Below are 19,096 nucleotides of genomic sequence, written 5' to 3'. Positions count from 1 at the left end.
CATCGGACACTTCTTTAGCTTGTGCGAATCGAGGCCAAATACTATCCTAGGTTGATACGATTTTTTTGATGACTTCCGGTTTTTTTGGGAAACTGCGCTTTCACAATGAACCTCTTACTTTGACAGTGTGAATTTTGCAGTCCCATGCCGGATGCGGGCACGGGGTCGATGTCACAAAAAATGATGCAGAGACTGACGGCCAGAAGGGCCGTTTGCGCGATGTTGGTGCTTCCCGCGATGATGCTGACCACAATGGGGCCAGAGCGGGTGGCGGCGCAGTCTTTTTGCGGGCCGACGATCACCGCATGTGATCTCCAGCAGGATCAACTCTGCCTCGAACGGGTGCTGGCCTGCGGAGAATACGACACTATCATCGCAACGCTCTTTGCCGAGGATGTGGCCCCGACGCTGGACCAGAAATTCGCGCTTGGTGCCGCGTATTTCGGCAATCACGTACGGGCAAGGGCGACGGGGCTCCAATGTCGGGCCGTCGTGAAAGGGCGTGAATGGCTGCGCGATTACCTCGGTACGGTGGACACAGAGTTCCGGCAAAGCGCAAGTTTCGGGACCTTGGCGCAGATGCGCCAGATCTATCAGGCAACGCAGATGCTTGGCGAGCTAGACCAGGTGGGCGGCTGTCCGGAAAGCGCGCTGACCCGGGCAAGGGTGCAGGCCATCGCAGCGGCAGAGGCGACGCAGTTTGCGAGAGCTATTTTCCTGACGCCGCCCGATGCGGTGGCCGATGTGATGGGCACGCTCAACATCGCGCTGCGGACCTTCGTCTCCCAAGCCTCGGATCTTGAGACAGGGATCGCGCTGCGCCGGATCGAGATCGAGGCGGCGGGCCGGGTGCTGGGCAGTGTGCGCGGCCTTTTCGATGAGGTGTTCGGCGGTGTGTCGGGCGAAGGTGCGGCGCTGCGCGTCGATAGCGTGATACTGGATCAGCTCCTGGCTGATGGCCGCGCAAGGCTGCGCCGCGTGGAAAATCGTGAGGATGCCTTTCGGGTGGCGCTTGGGGGTTTCGGGCCTGCAGATTACGCCGAGGTCAGGACCGAGACGGTCCGCAAGGCGCAGGGGTTCCTAAAGGAATCGGCGTTTCATATCAATATGATCGGCGTGCTGATGCCGACCGATCCGGCACGGCCGTTCCCGCAGCTTGAGGGCGTTTTGGGCGCGGACAGCCCGGCCAATGCGGCGCGCGAGGCGCTGTCGGATATTCGGCTGGATTGGCGGTCGCTGGGGGATGCGAATGGCAACTGCGCGCTGCCTAATGCCGCGGAACGCGTGTGGTACTGCCGATGAGACAGCTCTTGTGGATCACGCTCGTGATATGCCTGTCGGGGCCAGCAGAGGCGCAGAACGCGGTGCTGGACCGTGCCTATGGCATCAGCAAGCTCGACGGATTCTGGCGGGCAACGTTGGGTAGCGAAGCGCCTGACCTTGCCGCGTTCGAGATGTTCGAAAGTGTTGCAGCTGTGCCTGAGCCGGTGCGCGAGCCGGCAGTTGATTTCGGCGTGCCGATCATCGGCGAAGTGGTAGGAGAGACCGCCCCCGGCACGGATGGCCAAGGGGCCAGACTGGCCTTTCCGGTCATCCCCCTAACAGAAGAAGAGGCCGGGCCGCTGATGCGGCGGCTGGCATGGGCAGAGCTTTACCTGACGCGTGTGGGTTACTACGCCGAGGATCAGGAAGACCCGTCAGAGATGGTCGCGGCGCTGGCCGCGAGGCAAAAGGCTGCTGCGCTCGAGGCCTATCTGATCACCGCGCGGCTTTACTTTGCAGCGCCGGACCTGACGGAGAAATGCACAAGGCTTACGCGCATGGCGGCGCTTGAGGACAGCGCGCTTGAGACGAGCGTGGAGATTACACCGGCTGAGGGCTGGGCCGCGCTGCAACCGTTGAAAGCGGCGGCGGCGGAGCGGCTGGGGGGATCGGCACTCTCCGATCTGGTCTGCGCGTTCGAGCCGGTGCGGGGGCGGGCCGAAACCGTGCGGCTGATCGAGGTCCGGGTAAGGGAGCGGATCGCGCTGGAGGCGCGGGCAAAGGTGGAGGACAGCCTGACACTGCTCAACGCGGCAGCGGAAGAATTCCAAAGCCTCGTCACCGCGATGGACGTAGAGATCCTGACAGCGGAGATCCTCGAATTGGAGCGCGTTTTCGGCAATGCGGCAGCGAATATCCGTTTGGTACAGAACGATCAGCTGAAGGCCGAAAAGACCATTGCAGAGCTGGAAGCAGTGGATCTTTCCGCGTTGAACCAGCCGGGTGAGATGTCGGAATACCAAGCGGCACAGGGTCAGATGGTTGCGATGGTGGCACTCATGGACGGGGTGCTGACAGAGCTGGCGGCGCTGGCCGAACTGCTGCCAGATGACGGGCTGGCGGAATGCCGGGGGCTTGGGTCGGTCTATGACGGGCTGGATATGAACCGCGACTCCTTTGTCCTGTCGAGCGAAATCGAAGGACCCTACGTCGCCTGCCTCGCGCGCGCACGGGCGCTGGTGGAGGCGGGCACCTCCCCAAGTCTTGAGACAGAATTGATGGCCGAACTGGCCCGCCATGTCGGCCAGATCAGCGCCAATTTGCTGGAGGAATTGCAGTGATCCGGCACTTTTCCTTGATCCTTGTGCTGGCTCTTGCTGCCGCCCTGCCGGGGCGGGGGGCAGAGGCGCAGCAATGCCTCGACGTGTCGGCGGAGGAGGCGCAGTTGCACGCCGCCGAGCTGGTCACGTTGCTGCAGATCGCCACGTTCCGGGGCGACCTGAAATACATGTCGGACGTAGCGCCAGAGTTGGAATCCTATCTTGATAGCTGCGGGTCCGATCCAGGCGGGCGGCTGGCGCAGGTCTGTGGCTTTGACTGCCATCTGCAACTGGCGCGCTACCGGCTCTTTCTGGCCTCTGACCTGCCATTTCTCTCCACCGCAGGTGTTCTGAGCCGCGACAGCACGCTGCTGTCGCCGCAGAGCGCGCAACAACATGCAGAAGACGGGATTGCGGTGGCCGAACGGGGGCTGAAACTGCTTGCCCGGCAACAAGGAAGCGCCGAGGCAGATGATGCGTTTCGCACCTATACGCGGCAGCTTGTGGGGCTGAGCAGCGTCAAGATCAGGCTGCGCATGACTGTGGGCGACACCTGGTATCAGACGATGAGTGAGGCGCGCGTCAAATCGTTGGGTTTTGCCGTCAGCGAGGCGTTAGAGGTGATCCCGGGTGCCGCGCTGGAAGATCAGCCAAACCTGCACAAAGCGCACACGCAATATGAGTTCGCGCTCTGGACTCTGATCGAGACCAAGACCGACATCCCGGCAGAACAGACCTATGATGATCTGCGCGCCGATCTCACGATCCTCGAAGGTGAGTTGCAGGCAAGAATGGAGAGCCTGAGACGGGGGATGATCTTTCTCAATATCGATCCGGTGGCGTTCACCACGATCCCTTTTGAGGAGCTGCAACAGGCGCTTGACCGGACAAAACGCGATCTGGAGGCGGTCGAGGCGCGGATGGAGGCCATTGTGCGCGAATGGTCGGCGGCGTCCGAGGGGCAGGCGACACGCGCCATTGATGAGCGCCGCGTGGTGCGGGGGCAAAAGATCAATCTTCTCGCGCATCAGATCGGCAAATTGGAAACAGAGGCGCAGATCCTGACCGGCGAAGTGCAGCAAGAGATAAGCGCGCTGGACGCAGAGCTAGACACCTTCAGCCGACGGCAACAGATCAGAAACCTCGAGATTGCGCTGTCCACCAAGATCGCGGAATTCGAGAACCGCCGCCAGCAATTGCAGGAACGCCAGGCGCTCGACCTTATCGCGATTACCAAGGAAGCAGAGATCGAGCGGCGAGCGGAACTGCGTTGGCTGCTGAGTTTCGAGATGACGCGGATGAACCTTGATCTGCAGGTATCGTCGCTGGAAAGCCAGATTGGGGAATATGACCGGCAACTGGCGCGCAATCGGACGCAGTTGGAAACGCTGGTGCGGCAGCGGGCGATTCTGGAAACGCGGATTGTCGATGCACAGAGTTCCATCGAGGGCGCGAAGCAGCGGATCGACCGGATCGACGTAACACAGGTGGACGTGCACGCGCTGCGGCGGAATGTGATCCGAGAGGACATTTGCGGCGTTGAAAACCAGCTTGCTCTCATCGGCGAGACGCTGGACACGCCCTTTGCCCCCGCTCTGCCGGGCGAGGAACCCTGCGACGTGGTCAGCCCGTCTTTCACTCGTGTGCAATACCAAGACACGATGTGCGGCACTGACAGCGAGCCGGGACTGCGCGCCAAGCTGAACGATGCAAGAATCCTTGGCCGAGCCTTCATACTGAAATGTGTGATCGGCGACCCTGTGGAACTGGCCGAGCTTGAGCCGATGGCCGAGGCCTCGACCCTCATCGACAGCGGGCTGAGCCTTGAGGATGAACTGGGCGCCGTCTCTTGCAATGGCTTTTCGCAAACCGAGGTGGATTTTGCCAAGGGCATCTATGACGCGGAGAAGGCGCTGTTGGAGAAGCAGCGGGTCGGGTTGGAACAGCAGCGCGACAAGGTGAATGAGCAGCTTGATTTCGTGACGGGCTGGGCGAGTGATTTTCAGAACACAATTTTGGGTCTGCAGACTGGTTTGGCCGTCGTGCAAGGCGCCTATGCGGCGCTGGCTGCGGTGCCGGAAACCACGGTTGCCGCTGCGGGTATGGCAAGCGGCGTCTACACCACGATCACGGTGGACAAGCCCGCCTATGCGGTGATGGAAGCGGCGCGCGTGGCACTCAATACCGCGCTGGCATTCGGCAAGATCAACATCCAGACCGAAAGTCAGGTCCGTGCCTTTGCCACGCAGCTGGCCAATATCCGCGAGGCCAATGAGCGGATTGATTTCGAGAAAGCGGTCAAGGCGCTGGCGCTTCATCGGGCGCATTTCCAGTTGGCCGGGAAACGGGCCGAGGGGCTGCAGGCGATTAAAGAGCTTGAGCTGCAGGGATCGATGGCCGCGGTGGATTGCGACAACGCGCAGCTTGGCATTGATGAACAGGTCGCAAGGCTCAAGGCGCAGCACACCCGGATGTTGGCGACGATGGAATTGCAGGCAGAGGAAAACGCGCTTCTGGATTTTGATCGGTTGCAGCAAGAAGGGCTCATCGAGCGGTATTTCAACGAGATCGCCATCCTGCAGCTTGAGCTTGAAAAGCTGGCGCTGAACGAGGCGCAGCTGACCGAGGATAACGCGCAGCTGGGCGCGCTGGTGGGCGCTGCTCAGGGACGGATCGAGCGGATCGAGATGACCCGCGCAACGGTCGAAGGGTTGGCCGAGGAAAGCCAGCAAGTGACCACCGTGATTGACGAGCTGCGGCAAAGACAGGCCGATCAGCAGTTGGCGATTTCCAACTCGGAACTGGCCTTTGTCGAGGCGCGCATTCGTGGCGAAGAGGGCAATACCGAGCAATTGGTGAACGCACTTGAAGGTTCCATCGAGCTGGTGGGCCAGCGGGCAGAGCTCAAGACGCAGATCGAGCAGGTGCAGGCGGATATGCTGGTGCAGGTGGCCGCGCAGCGCGAGGAGATGGTCAACCTTGCCAGTGAGATCGACGACCCGGACGAGCGGCGGCAGCTTTTCATCGCGAGTCAAGAAACACTAAGCGAGCTTTTGCGCGGGATCCCGGATTACATTTCGGCCAAGCGCACCAGCCTGACCACGGCGAACCGGCTGCTGCACCTGATGCGGCAACGGTATTCCCTGGTGTTGGGCATCACCGGCCGGCGCGAGGATTATCCGCTGACCTACGTCAAGGATGCGGCGCAATTGACGGCGCTGGTCTCGGAAATCGAGGGGCAGAGGTTCTTTGACGAAACCGAAATTCCAATCGAGGTGGCGCGCGTGGTGGTGCCGTCGCAATCGGGCTTCATCAAGAAACTGGCGCTCGACGAGGAAGTGACCTTTGAAATCTCGCCCTTCGCGGGCAGTGACGACGCGATGCGCGAGGCCGGATTCTTTGTCATCTGGGACGAAAAGTTTCGCGAGCGCAAAACGATGACGCTGATCGATGTGCTGATCGGGGCGCAGTACACCTGCACTGGGGCCCAGTGGAATACCTACACGCTGAGCCATCTTGGGTCCGGCACGGTGTTCCGGCCGCTGGCCGAAGGATCGCCAGTGACGGTGCCGGAACGGATCATCGGGCCGAGCAGGGGTGGGCAGCACACCTTCTACAATATGGCCGCAAACGAGGCCGATCTGAACCGGGTACTGAGCTATTGGCAGTTCAACCGCTTTGCGGCGCGGAAATTCCCCCGCATGCCCGGGCCGCCCAACGATCAGGACGCGATTCTGCCATTCCTCGGCGCGCCGGTTTACGGAACCTACAAGCTGGCCGTGAACCCATCCGATTGCCCGTTTGAAGGCGCGGTTTTCACCCTTCTCTTCCTATTTGCGAGCACGCCATGAGCCGATTTGTCTCTCTGACGGCGCTGGCCGTTTTGATCGCGGCCCCAGGTGCAGAGGCACGCGATACGGCGCGCAATTCTATCGAAGGTTACGTGATCGAACGCGCCGTCATCCGGGCGCCGAATTGCGAGGGCTCTGCGTTTGACGATGTGCGGATCGAGGCGTTTGAAAAAGGCGTCTGCCAGTTCCATCAGCCCGCCCGCTCGGCCGAACAGCTGGACCGTGTCTTGAAACTCCTCAACCGGGCGCAGGTGCAGGGGCTTCCGGTGGTACATCAGCAACTGGCGGGGTTCCTGACCGGGCTGGGGCACTGCGCGACTGCAGAACGCCACCTCGAGACTTTTCGCGGCTCTGGCAATGCTGACCTGACCGCGCGGGACAATTTCTGCGCCGCGAGGATGCAGAGCCAGGCAGAGCTGAACGCCATCCGGTGGGACTTTGCCCTCTTTGACTATGCCGAGGATCTGGGCGTGCCGAATACGCTCGACACGCGGTTGGGCGAAATGGCTTCGTGTTATTCCGGTGTCCTTGCCCCCGGGTTCGACGCGGAATGTGGGCTGATCACCAATATCACCGCAACCGAGCTGAACGTTTTTGTCGACGAAGCCACCGACGCTGTCGTCCAGACCTATTTCACCGGCGTTGAAAGCCCCATCACGGCCATGTTCCAACGCAAGCGCGAGCGTGCAGAGGGCGTGCTCGCTATGGCAGGCGCGTCGATCCAGGGTCTCAAGGACGGCGCAGCCGCGGTGAACGCGGAATACACCGCCTACCACAGCGCCAACGAGACAGAGCGCGATGCCAAGATGACGCCGATTTACGAGAATTACCGCGAAAGCATCCTGCGGGCGACGGCCATCCTCGACGAGTTCAACCGCTGGAAAGAAGGGCTCTTCATGACCAGCGACAACGTCAACCTGTTGCCAAAGATCGTGGAACGGGGCGTGGAACTGACAGAGGAGCTGGCCCGCGTCGAGACCGATGACTATGCGGCCCGGGCGGGCAAACTGGTGGATGATGTGCGCGCGGTGGTGCAGTCCGAGGCAGAGCACCGGGCGCTGATCGGCCAGCTTTGCCGGGTGTATTTCTGCGAACTTGCCAGCCGCCGTCGGATGATCGCGACGCAGCATGTCTGCCGCCAGCCCGCGCTGACCAATAACCCGATCTGCCTGAATGCGCAGGGGCAGATGAAGGGTGGCGATTTGCAGGTGAACTTTGACGGCGAGCAGAGAATCGGAGTTGCCGATTTCTGCCGCGCAGCGGGGATTGATGATGTGTTCCTGACGGTGGGCCTTTCGCCCGCGACGGCGCTGACCTGTATGGGCCAGATGCCATGAGGAGGGGGTACTCATCTCGCTGATCTGCCTTGCGGCAGGTGCCGCGCGGGCAGAGGAACCCGCGCTGGCGCGGTATGTGACGGACGACAATGTGGATGTTTACGTGGCGCTTTTTGGCGGTCAGGCGGTGGAACTTGCAGGTTGCGCAAGCGAGGGCGCAGTGAGGGCGCTGATCGAGATGCCGAATGACCGGCCCATTTCAGACCGAACGCAGGTCGATCTGACGGACAGCGCGGCACTTGGCGCACATCCCGCTATTCCCTGCAACCCGCCACCTTTGGCCGAGGCCGCATGGCCCGGTAGCGTGCCGATTTGGGCCGATCTGACGGCAAACGGGCGGTATCTGCTGGCCGCGCCGAACGGGGCGGGGTTCTACGCGGTGGATGCGAAATGCGAGGCGATCAAGACCGCCTTGAGCATTCGCGAACGCGCGCAAGGTGCGGGGTTTCAGGGCTTTGGCCAGCCTGATCCGCTGGAGCTTCGTTTGACAATCAATTGCGGGCCCGGGGCGGAGGCTCAGGGCCCGGTGGTCCCCGATGCCGACAGCGGTGCAGAGGGCTGGACCTTGCATAGTGCAGAGCTTTTCATGAGCGAGGCGGGGCTGCCCGATACGCTCTTGGTTGCCAGCGCTCCGATGGGCGAGGGGCGGGGATATCTGCCGATCCGGCGGCTCGATGGGGTCGAGATTGCGCCCCTGTTCCTTGAAGGTGGCGCAAGACTGGAGGCCGCAAAGGCCGCATTGCGTATGCTCTTTGCCGTACCCGAGGAGGACGTGGTGTCGCCCTTGGGTTTCGAGGAGCTGGAGGCGGTGCAATCGGCGCTCTTTGCTGACATCTGCACGCGGAATTGTGATGGATATGATCACAGCCATGGTTTCTTTGCCCTGCCGGGGATCGACGTTGCGCTGAGCTTTGAGGGCGTGGAACAGACGCCGGCCGCGCTCGATATTCTGGGGCGGGACCTGTCGGGTCTGCGTTTTGCTGACGGGCGGGCGCTCTGGCTACAGGGCTGTGCGGCGGTGGCCAGTGCCTTGGGCATCGTGCCGGGCGAGGGCGATTGGAAATCCATGGCTCGGGCGGCGCACTTGGGGGCCGGTCAAGCGGCGGCGATGCGTTGTAACGCGGCGCGTGCGGCGACCTGCATAAGGGTGATCGGGCCGGGCCTGCCGCTGGTGCCGGAAGTCTTCCATGCCAGCGGTTCCTGCGCTGGCAAGACGCGACTCATCGTGCATCTGCCTGAGGCCGTAACAGCAACAGTGCCGCTCATGATCGACGCAGAGCGGGGCTTTGCTGAGGTCGAGATCGCCCCGATGCCCGGGCTTGAACGGGCCATCTTGACGGTTCCCGCAGGTGCCTCTGGCGCGGCGTCGCCCTGTCTTTTGTCCTCGCCCCGCGTGATGATCCATAGCCGAGGCGATCTCAGGTTAATGCTGCGCGACGTAACTCTCCGGCGGCGTCTGGAGGAGGTGCCGCAAGAGGCGATCGGGCTGCATTCCGATGGCGGCACTCTGGTCACCGATGGGGTGATTATGGTGGCCGATGGCGATGCCGGGCTGCCGCCGGAACGGGGCATTTCACTCTGTTCTGGCGCATATTATGCGCGGGCGACGCGGGTTCAGGCAGGCACCATCGCGGTGCAAGGGTCCAACAGTCGGCTGGCGATCAGTGGGGCACCGGGGGCACCCACAACGCTCGGATCGGCGCGGTATGCGATTTCAGCCTCTGCCGGGGCGGAAATGATCCTGAGCAATGTAACGCTGACTGGCCGGGTGGGCGCGTCGCTTTTCAACGCGACCCTCGACGCCACGAACCTGCGGCTGGTCAGCACCGATGCGCAAAGCGGGTCATCTACAGCGCTGCAGTTTCGCGGCGCTTCAGAGGCGCAGCTGATGCAATCGACAGCGCAGGGATTTGCCTGTGTCGGCACATTTTGGACTGCGGGCAGCGCCGCCATCTTCACCCTGCCCGGTAACAATCTGACCGCGGATAACACCCGGCCCTCCTGCGGAGCGGGAACCGTCCAGATACTTGAATAAAATGAAGGGATTAGACCCATGACGCTTCGCTTTCTTGCCCCTCTATTCATCGTGTTGGCGCTGGCCCTTCCCGCAAAGGCGCAAGAGGTCAGCGTGGTGCTGGTCACTGACATTTTGGGCGACCGGCTGCATTACCCGGTGGTGATTTCTGAAGGCCGGGGATATCGGGTGCGCTGCGAAAGCCAGTCCGACGAAGAGACGATGATTGCCGCGTTGGGGTTCCTGATCCCGTCCAGTCAGATCATTGATCCGACCGATCAGAGCATCGTTGATGCGGCCCCGGCGGAGAACCCGCTACTTTGCCCAAGCTCAGAGAATTACCCGATCACGGTCTTTGCCGCGAACACGTCGCAGGGGCTGATCCATTACCTGCAATTCAAGGCTGATATCGGCAGCGAGGCGGCCCACGACCGGATCTATATCCCCGGCTGTGCGGCCTTGGTAGAGGCACTGAACCTTGACCTTGCCAATGCCACGCCGGGCGACCCGACCCTGTTTTTCGCAGGCCGGATCCACGAGATTGCGTGCCGCCCGGGGGCCGCCCCCATCGAAACGGCACCCCAGACCTTTGCCGCTTGGTGCACCAAAGGAGACCTGACGCCGGAAGAGGAAGCGACAATGCGCGCGATCCTCAATGGCACCCCGGGCGGGCCGGGCGCGCTGGGCAATACGGTGGCCTGCAGGCAGGCACAGGACTTCCTCACCGCGGTTACAAGCCGGAACCTCGACAATAGCGGAGCGCAGTCGCTGGCACCGCTGGCGACACTGTCGCATCTGAACTCGCTGTCGCTTGCGGGCAACCAGATTTCGGATGTCTCGCCACTGGCAGGGCTGACCGCGTTGCAGTTCCTGGATCTCAGCGACAACCGGATTGCCAATGTGGCCGCACTGGCCACCTTGGTGAACCTAACCTCGCTTGATCTGGGTGGAAACACTATCAGCGACTTGCGGCCGATTTCGTCGCTGCCGCTGCTGCAACAACTGTCCTTGCCCGGCAATGTGCCGGACACCATCGCCCCTCTGCAATTTCTGACCCAGCTGACAGAGCTGGATTTGGCGCGAAACGAGCTGACCTCGGATGACATCGGCGTGCTGGTTGGTCTGTCGCAGCTCACGTTACTCGACCTTTCCAACAACGAAATCGACGATTTCAGCGAACTGGCCAATTTTGGAAGCGAGGTGGAATTCAAGCTCGCGGGCAATCCAGCCTCCACCGGTGGCCCCACGGATTTCATCACCTTTTGCGTGCAGTTGCGCGATGAGCCCACCCAGACCGGCGCCACGATCCGCGCGATGATCGAAGTCACCGGGCAAAGCACCTGTTCGGGGGCGGCAACCGTACTTAATTCCTCGAATGCGCTGACGATCACCGGCAAGACCCTGTCAGAGCTTGGACCACTCGCGACCCTCAGCCATCTGACATCGTTGAACCTTGCCGACAACACGATCACCGATGTCTCGGCACTGGCCGCGCTGACGCAGATCATCACGCTTGATTTATCGAATAACGCGATCATCGATGTGCGGCCCCTGGCCGCGCTGGAGCGGCTGACCACTCTGCGCATGGCGGGCAATCCGGTGACCTTCGGCGACTACCTGTCGGCCTGCATCCTGCGCAACGAACCAGAAACGCTGAGTGAGGCGCATCGCACAGAGGTTGGCGCGCTATTGAGCATATCACAGACGCAAACCTGCAGGTCATCGGAAAGCCGGCTAAAGACCATGTCGACAATCAACCTGCGCGATCGCGGGCTGACCACGCTGGATTACATCCGGGTGGCTGAAAGCGCGACGAACGTTTTGCTGGACAACAACCCCGTTGGCGAAGTGAGCAACCTGCGGTTCCTGCAACGGCTGCAATTTGTCGATGCCTCGAATACCGGGCTCGAGGATGACGACAGCCTGATCAACTTGCGCGCGCTGCGGAACCTCGACATCTCTTCGAACCCGATTGCCGAACTTTGGGCTCTGCGCAACATGCCAGAGTTGCAATCGGTCAATTTCCGCGACACCCAGATCCGCGACATCCGCGTTCTGGACGAATTGCCAAGCCTGCAAACCGCGACGATGTGGAACGCGCCGGTCGTGATGAATTCGATGCTGACCTATTGCCTCGTGCACAGGTTTCAGATCGGGATGCTGGGCGATGCAAGGCGTACGGTGGACGCGATCATGGCGGTGGCCGCGGGCGCGGGCCAGAGCAGCCAGAATTGCCGGGGCGTCAACGAATGGGCGCGCAGCGTCACATCGTTGAACCTCAATGCCAAGCAGATCAGCAACGTGGCTCCTATCGCCGGGATGCCGGAACTGACCAGTCTGCTTCTTTATGACAACAACATCAGGGATGTGCAGCCGATGCGGCAGTTGCGCAAGCTCAAAACCCTGAACCTGAGCAAGAACCAGCTTGGCACCATTCCAATTGTCTTTTCACAGGATCTCGAACACCTCTATGTGACGGAAAACCAGATCGCGAACCCAAGCGCGGTCAGCCGGTATTCCAAACTCAAAAGCCTCAACCTGCGCAAGAACCGCCTGACCGTGACCAGCGGGATTTCCGGGCTGCCGCAGCTGTCCTTTCTCGATCTGCGGGACAACAAGATCGCGCAACTCAATCAGATCACCCCGTTGCTCAGCAAAAACCCCTACATCAAGGGTAACCCGGTTTGCGGGTTGCAGAACACTGTTCCGATCTTGGTGATCTGCCAGCGAGAGCCACAATTCATTCTCAATTCGAATCTGGTCGATCCCAACGTGGTGATCCGACGCGACTTCTTACAGCCGGTGCCGATCATCATCACACCGTCAAACCCCTGATTGTCGATCCTACGTCCCAACCGAAAGGACCTTGTCATGACACGATTTTACACAGCGTTTCCTGTCGCCGCCATGCTCGCGGTCCTACCTGTGGGCGGGTTCGCCGCTGATGACAAATCCGCCTCTTCGGTGATCCAGCTGCCATCTGCGGGCGGCACGGTCAGCCAAGAGGAGGGGGCGTTCCAGCTCAACGCCAACACCGGGTCGGCCAACTTTTCGCTGCCGCTGCCAGAGCTGCCGCAGCGAGGCAAGTTCGGTCCGGGCCTCTTCCTGAGCTACAACCAGTTCGCGGGGGACAGCGGGTCGGGGCTGGGCGTGGGATGGTCCTTTACCGGGTCTTCGGTGATCGTGAACCAGGATTTCGGCACCGCCATTCCGGGCAGGAAGCTGGATGGCGATTTCTTTCACCGGCTGAGCTTTCAGGGCGCGCGGCTGGTCTATCTGGGCGAGATAGACGGTTTGCCGAGCTATCGCCCGGAAGTGGCCGAAGAACAGATGGTGTTCGTGCGCCGCGATATGCCGTTCGAGGTGGTCGTGCTGGACCGTACCGGTGAGCAAGAGGTAATAACGATCCCAGCCGGGTTTGAGCTGCGCATGGCGGATGGCAGCCGGATGTATTTCTCTGGCGCCGAGGGTGTGGCCGAGGGCAATTTCGCGACGGCCGAACCCACGATCACCCGCTGGCCGCTGGTGATGAGCGTCAACACCAACCGTGACGCAGTGCGCTATGAATATGAAAAGCACGGAGAACGGTCCTACCTGACCGGGGTGGCCTTTGCCGGGGGGCAAAGTCGTTATGATTTCGATCTGATCGACACGCGCGCCAGCCTTGTCAGCCATATCGCCGGAGTGCGTCAGCAGAACCCCAAGCTCTACGGCAAAGTGACGGCAAGTTTCGCAGGTGATGTCTATGACCAGTGGTGCATGGCCTTTATCGGCCGGTCGCTGAATGACAATACCGAATTCACCGTGCGCACCCATCCCGATTGTCAGGCCATGGCCGAATCCGACCTTGCGGGCGAGATCGACCCCAATTCGGTCAATGTTCTAGACCAGCTGCGCGCGGTCTATCGCTTTGGCAACACCGGCGGCTCTGCGCTTGGCGATGATACGCTGCGCTACCCCGATCTGCGGTTTGACTATTCAAGCTGGACGGCGGCAGAGCTGGCCGAGCGGGAGCTTGTCTTTCCCGCGCCAAACCTGGCTTTTGCGGGGGATATTTCGCCGCAAAACTTGGAACTTGCCGATCTGAACATGGATGCGCTGCTTGACGTGGTGCAGACCAGCGACACCGAAGTGACCCGGGTGCACTTGGGTGAAGGGGCTCTGGAATCGGCCTTTGAGACGTCTATCCCACTGAAGCTGACGCGCACGACAGCCTCTGGCCTGACGCGCGAGATCACGCCGAGGCTGGTTGAGAACCGGTTCCATTTCGCTGACATCACCGGTGACACCTATGCCGATATTCTAGAGGTCGAGGACGGTCTGCTGCATGTCTTTAACGGCAACGCGGTCGGGGATTTCCCCTATATCGGGCGGGCGATTCCGCTGGACGGGATTTCACCGTCGCTGTTCTCGGACGGAAATGGCCGCTTTGTGGATGTGAACCTTGATGGTCTAAGCGACATTGTCGCGACGCGGCTTGATGCCAATGGCCGGACCGAGGCGCTGATTTACCTCAACCTTACCCGACGCCAGCCAGACGGGGGCCATGCGATCAATTTCGCTCGGGTGTCCAAGGTGCTGCCGATGGACAGCCAAGATGGGGGCCTCTTGAGCCGCCAGTCGACCCGGCTGACGGATGTGAATGGTGATCGATTGCCCGATCTGGTGACGATCAACGTCGCTGATCAGGGGTTTTGCATCTACGAGAACCAGGGCAACATTTTCAGCCGCGAGGCGGGTGCGCTGCTCTGGGGGGATATGCGCTTGAATGACCCAAAATGCGGGGCAGGGCGGTTCACCGCGATAAGGGGCATGAGCCCGTCCGACAACGTGCAGTCGATGTGGTACGTGGATGCCAATGGCGATGGGGTGCGCGACTTTGCCTCGATGGGCAGCCGTACCGACGAGATTCAGATTTGGCTGGGCTTTGGCGATGGCTCTTTTGCGGATGAAAGCCTGCGGCTGTCGTTGAATGCTCGGGTGCAGGTGGGCAATGCGCCCAATTCCTTCCGCTCGCGCGTGGCTGATCTGGATGCCGACGGGCAGGCGGAAATCATCGTGTTCCAACAGGCGAGTGGACCAGAGATTGCGCCGGTCGTGGTGATTGATTTCAATCGCACCACAGAGATTCAACTGGTCAAGGCCAACCTGCTGACAGTGGTGAGTTTCGAGAGCGGGCGGCGGCACGACATCCGCTATGCAACCTCCACCGACGAGATGCTGCGCGATCGCGCGGCGGGGCGCGAAACCGCGACGCTGCATTTTCCGGTGGTGGTGGCAAAACAGATGGTCACCTCTGAAGGCGTGGCAAACGCGGCGCGGCGCGATGTGCAGGTCGAGGAATACTTCTACCACAAGCCCTTCTATGACGTGATCAACCGCCGCTTCATCGGCTTTTCCGAGGTCGAGCGTGTCACCTATGGCGACGAATTCGTGGGCGGGGCGGATACCCAGAAATCTTCGATCGCGTTCGAGCAATATTACGCCTTTGCCGATGTGACAGCCGACCTTCACCTTGCTGGCAAGTTGCGTATCCGGCAGACCTACGCGGTCGATGCCGATCCGGTGCTGCTTGCTGCAGCTGCCGGGTCCGCGTCGCTCGATCCGAATGCGGCGGGGCTACATTCGCTGTCTACTGCGACACGGGCCCAGAAATTGCCGACGCCCGGCGCGATGCTGTCCTGTGAAAGCAATACATGGCAGACAGCGCCTACTGGGATTGCCAATGTCAGCTGGCTGCGCAAGACCGAGGAAAGGCTGACCGCTGCGGCGGGGCCACAGCACGTGCAAGAGCCAAGCGACACAGAATGCGTGAACCCGGTCAAGACGCGCATCTTCGCGGAATTCGACGAATTCAACTATGCGGGCCGCGAAACCGAAACCGTGGTCGAACTGACCGGCCCAGAGGGCCAGGTCATGCCCGGCTATGCGCGGGTGACGGAAACCGATTACTCAGAGGCGCGCGCCACTTTGGCACCGCTTGGCATTGTCAACGCCGCATCGGCGCGGCGAACCGTGGCAGGCACGCGCCTTCTGTCGCGGGAACGCTTTGCCTACCTGCCGGAAAATGGGGGGCGTCTGGGAATGCGGGCGATCGACGTATTCTCCAGTCTGGCAGATGTTCCGCCAGAGATTGCCGACTGGCACAGCGCCACCCATACGCTGCTCAAGAATATGGCCTATGACAGGTTCGGCAACGTCGTGGAAATGTCCGACAATCTGTCGAAAATCGAAAGCGTGACCTTTGACGAAACCGGCACCTTGCCAACGGCGCATACCAAGTTTCACGGCTCAGACGACAGCCGCAATCAGGTTACCACGATGGCCTATGATGATGGGATTGCCGGGCGGTTGTCTGGGCAAACCACGCCACTGGGCATGGAAATCAACTACGACTACGACGCGCTTGGCCGCAAGCTGCGCGAACTAAGCGCGGATGGGTCGGAAAAACGTTATGCCTACCGCTTTGGCCTGAACGGCGCGCCGTCCATGATCCTGACCTCGCTGCGCCGTTACCCCTCCGCCGCCGACACGCCGGAGGGCGAAAGCGAATTCGTGCGCTCGTTGGCTGCGTTCAACGCACGGGGCAATCAGCTGGCCGAGATGGAGGATGTGGCTGAGGGCGGTGTTCGGATGTTCAAATACTCGGAGTTCAACCGCAATGAGCTGCTGAGCTTCCGCTGGACACCTTACATGACAGAAACCGTGCCGGATGTTGAGGCAGCCTTTGCCTCGGGTCAGGTGCCAGAACCCGAACGCCGCCACGGCAATGCCTATCGCTATGACGGGCTGGGCCGGATGATCGAGGAAACGCATCCGTCAGGCAAATTTTCCACCCAGAGCTATGCGCCTTGGGGCATGACCACAATCACCACCTACGAAGACCAGCACGGCGGCTCCATGTCGGTTGAAGAGCACCGGCTGGTCAATGATGTTGGCGTCCACGCAGTGATGATCGGCGATGCAAGTGGCACCTCGCTTGTCACCCGGTTCGACCGCGACGGCTTTGGCTATCTGACTGCAATCCGGCTCGCGGGCGAAGAGGCGCCGCGGCAGTTTCGTTTCAACTCTGTCGGGGATATGGAATTCCAGCAAATCCCGGGGCTGGGCACGCATTACTACTTCTACGATGAGCGCGGCAGACAATGGTCCAAGGCGCGGATAGCCGAAGATGGCACCACCGATGTGATCGCCTTTGAGTACGACCTTCTGAACCGCAAGCTGCTCGAGACGGTGAATGGCGAGGACCGCATCCGATACGCCTATGACGTGACCGAGACGTTGCAGGTTGCGGCGGCCTTCGAAACGCCGATCCCGCTGCCTCTGGGCAAACACACCCGGATTGAGGTCATCGATCCTAACGGGCGGCATGACAGCATCCAGCGCTTTGGCTGGGATGCCAATGGCCGCATGGTCCAGAACGAGATCGAGATCGCGGGCGAGGTGTTTGCTGAAAGCTTTCACCAGACGCTCGACGGGCGGATCAATCGGGCGACGGGGCCGGGCGGTCTCGGCTATGACTTTGCCCTTGGGCCAGACCGGAACCTGCGGCGGGTTGCGATCACCCATCCCGATTTCAGCGGGCCGGAAACGGTGATCGAGGACATCACCTACAACCCCGAAAGCCGGATTGATCAGATTGCCTACCGCGCTGGGGCCGTGACCGAGCTGACCTATAACCGCGAAACGCTCTTTCTCGAAGAAATCGTGACGCGGACAGGTGACGGCACGGCGTTGCAGGACATCTCGATGACCTTCAACGGGAATGGTTCGATCACCGAGATCGTGGACCGTCTGGCGGCTGGGCCTGCGCCCGCACATGGCCATGTCGACCGGTCGGGCACTTTCCACTACGACTTTCGCAACCAACTGGTGCGGTACCTGCGCTACGGCGAACACGCGGCGTTTGAATACACCGATGCCGGTGCCTTTTCGCGGAATGACGAAATGGCTGCGGGGGAAACATTGGTGCCGCCCTCGGATGCCGATACGGACCTGATCCCGGTTGGTGCCTCTGCTGCGCCCTACAGCTTTGACGGCTTTGGTCAGCTGGCCGCGAGCCCCAAGGTAACGGCAACGGTTTTCGATGCCTATGGGCGGCTGATCCGGGCGCAGACCTTGGAGCATGACGTGTTCTTTGGCTACGACCAAACCGGGCGGAGAACGTACAAGGACGTAGTGCCGCTCGACGATGCGGGTGCCGCAGAGCTTTACCTCTTTCCCACCGAAACTTTCCATCGCGGGCCGAAAGGGGACGAGAGCTTTGTCAATATCGGCTCTACCCGCTTGGTGCGGATGGAACACGGGACAGGGCGCTGGTTCTACTATCTCAAGGACCATCTGGATTCCTCGGATTACGTGATGACGAGCGCTGGTGTGCCGGTCGAACAGATGCTCTACCGCGCCTATGGCACAGAGCATCAGCCCCAAATTCTGTCATCCGATTGGGCCAGCCATGAGGAGGCCGTCGCCGACGAGAAGCCGCGTGAAAAGACGCATCACCGCTTTACCGGCAAATATCTCGATGATGCGACGGGGCTCTATTACTACGGGGCGCGCTACTACGATCCGGCGCTGGGGCGCTTCATCTCGCCTGACCCGCTCTATCTCAGCGACCCCGAGCGCTGCGTAGGCAACACCATCGCCTGCACTCTCTTTGCCTATGCCAACAACAACCCGATGTCGTTCATTGATCCCACAGGGCTAGAAGGCATCGTGCAGGGCGATGAGGCCTATAGGCGGCAGGTCGAGGAAAGTCTGCAACGCGTTGATCCCACTGCGCGGGTGGATATGGAGACTGGCGAAATCAGCCAAAGCTGGCTGCACGGGCTTTGGCTCGATATCAAAAGCTTCTTTACCGGTGAGACCAATTTTGACACCGGGCGAGAGCTTGTCAGCCGGATCGTGGAGGACCCGCAGACCACCACAATCAGCTTTCAGGCCAATGCGGCTGGGGGGGCGCGGGCGGATGGTCAGCCCTTCACGTCGAGCACGCCGGGTGATATCAACCTTGTCTATGACCCATCCTACCTGCCGGCGTTGCCAGAATATGACGCGTCAACCGGCACATTGTCCTACGAGACGCCCGATCCGGGCGTGGTTTTGGGCCATGAGCTGATCCACGCCACTCATGGGATGCGCGGCGATGTCGGATCGGCAATCGTGAACTACACTGGTCTGGACGGGTCGCCGCAAAGTGCATGGCACGAGGAGATCCGCACCACAGGTGTAGGTGGCGTGAACAGCCCTGACGACATCACCGAAAACGACCTGCGCGAGATGCTTGGGATCAACCCGCGCAACCACTACTAG

7 protein-coding genes are annotated in these 19,096 nt (G+C 61.0%); all 7 read left to right on the top strand.

Features of this window, described 5'->3' with window-relative positions; genetic code table 11:
• Positions 1-219 precede the first annotated feature (219 nt).
• The 7 genes from ROSMUCSMR3_RS07805 to ROSMUCSMR3_RS21840 all read left to right on the top strand — a co-directional run bounded on the left by ROSMUCSMR3_RS07805 (position 220) and on the right by ROSMUCSMR3_RS21840 (position 19,096).
• Complete coding sequence (locus ROSMUCSMR3_RS07805) at positions 220-1,302, top strand: hypothetical protein (protein WP_237183555.1); 1,083 nt, start codon at positions 220-222, stop codon at positions 1,300-1,302.
• Positions 1,299-2,603 (top strand): hypothetical protein, encoded by a 1,305-nt coding sequence (locus tag ROSMUCSMR3_RS07800; RefSeq protein ID WP_157667272.1) that lies wholly within the window; start codon positions 1,299-1,301, stop codon positions 2,601-2,603. The genes ROSMUCSMR3_RS07805 and ROSMUCSMR3_RS07800 overlap by 4 nt, the downstream gene beginning before the upstream one ends.
• A complete protein-coding gene (locus ROSMUCSMR3_RS07795) occupies positions 2,600-6,433 on the top strand; it encodes a hypothetical protein (RefSeq protein ID WP_081506957.1) in 3,834 nt (1,277 codons plus the stop codon). The genes ROSMUCSMR3_RS07800 and ROSMUCSMR3_RS07795 overlap by 4 nt, the downstream gene beginning before the upstream one ends.
• On the top strand, positions 6,430-7,770 hold the full coding sequence (locus ROSMUCSMR3_RS07790; RefSeq protein WP_081506956.1) for a hypothetical protein: 1,341 nt from the start codon (positions 6,430-6,432) through the stop codon (positions 7,768-7,770). The genes ROSMUCSMR3_RS07795 and ROSMUCSMR3_RS07790 overlap by 4 nt, the downstream gene beginning before the upstream one ends.
• A 76-nt stretch (positions 7,771-7,846) precedes the next feature.
• A complete protein-coding gene (locus ROSMUCSMR3_RS07785; RefSeq protein ID WP_081506955.1) occupies positions 7,847-9,805 on the top strand; it encodes a hypothetical protein in 1,959 nt (652 codons plus the stop codon).
• 18 nt (positions 9,806-9,823) lie between these two features.
• The gene (locus tag ROSMUCSMR3_RS07780; protein WP_081506954.1) at positions 9,824-12,619 is read left to right on the top strand and encodes a leucine-rich repeat domain-containing protein; all 2,796 of its coding nucleotides are present in this window, start codon (positions 9,824-9,826) and stop codon (positions 12,617-12,619) included.
• A gap of 36 nt (positions 12,620-12,655) precedes the next feature.
• Complete coding sequence (locus ROSMUCSMR3_RS21840) at positions 12,656-19,096, top strand: RHS repeat-associated core domain-containing protein (RefSeq protein ID WP_237183554.1); 6,441 nt, start codon at positions 12,656-12,658, stop codon at positions 19,094-19,096.

This window comes from Roseovarius mucosus (assembly GCF_002080415.1).
GTDB lineage: Bacteria > Pseudomonadota > Alphaproteobacteria > Rhodobacterales > Rhodobacteraceae > Roseovarius > Roseovarius mucosus_A.
Note: the sequence above shows the minus strand (reverse complement) of the source record. Positions and strands in the feature narration are given on the sequence as shown.

Bases quoted from the DNA above. Each gene is read 5' to 3' on its own strand.
- ROSMUCSMR3_RS07805 (WP_237183555.1), top strand. From the start codon at position 220: ATGTTGGTGCTTCCCGCGATGATGCTGACCACAATGGGGCCAGAGCGG.
- ROSMUCSMR3_RS07800 (WP_157667272.1), top strand. From the start codon at position 1,299: ATGAGACAGCTCTTGTGGATCACGCTCGTGATATGCCTGTCGGGGCCA.
- ROSMUCSMR3_RS07790 (WP_081506956.1), top strand. From the start codon at position 6,430: ATGAGCCGATTTGTCTCTCTGACGGCGCTGGCCGTTTTGATCGCGGCC.
- ROSMUCSMR3_RS07780 (WP_081506954.1), top strand. From the start codon at position 9,824: ATGACGCTTCGCTTTCTTGCCCCTCTATTCATCGTGTTGGCGCTGGCC.
- ROSMUCSMR3_RS21840 (WP_237183554.1), top strand. From the start codon at position 12,656: ATGACACGATTTTACACAGCGTTTCCTGTCGCCGCCATGCTCGCGGTC.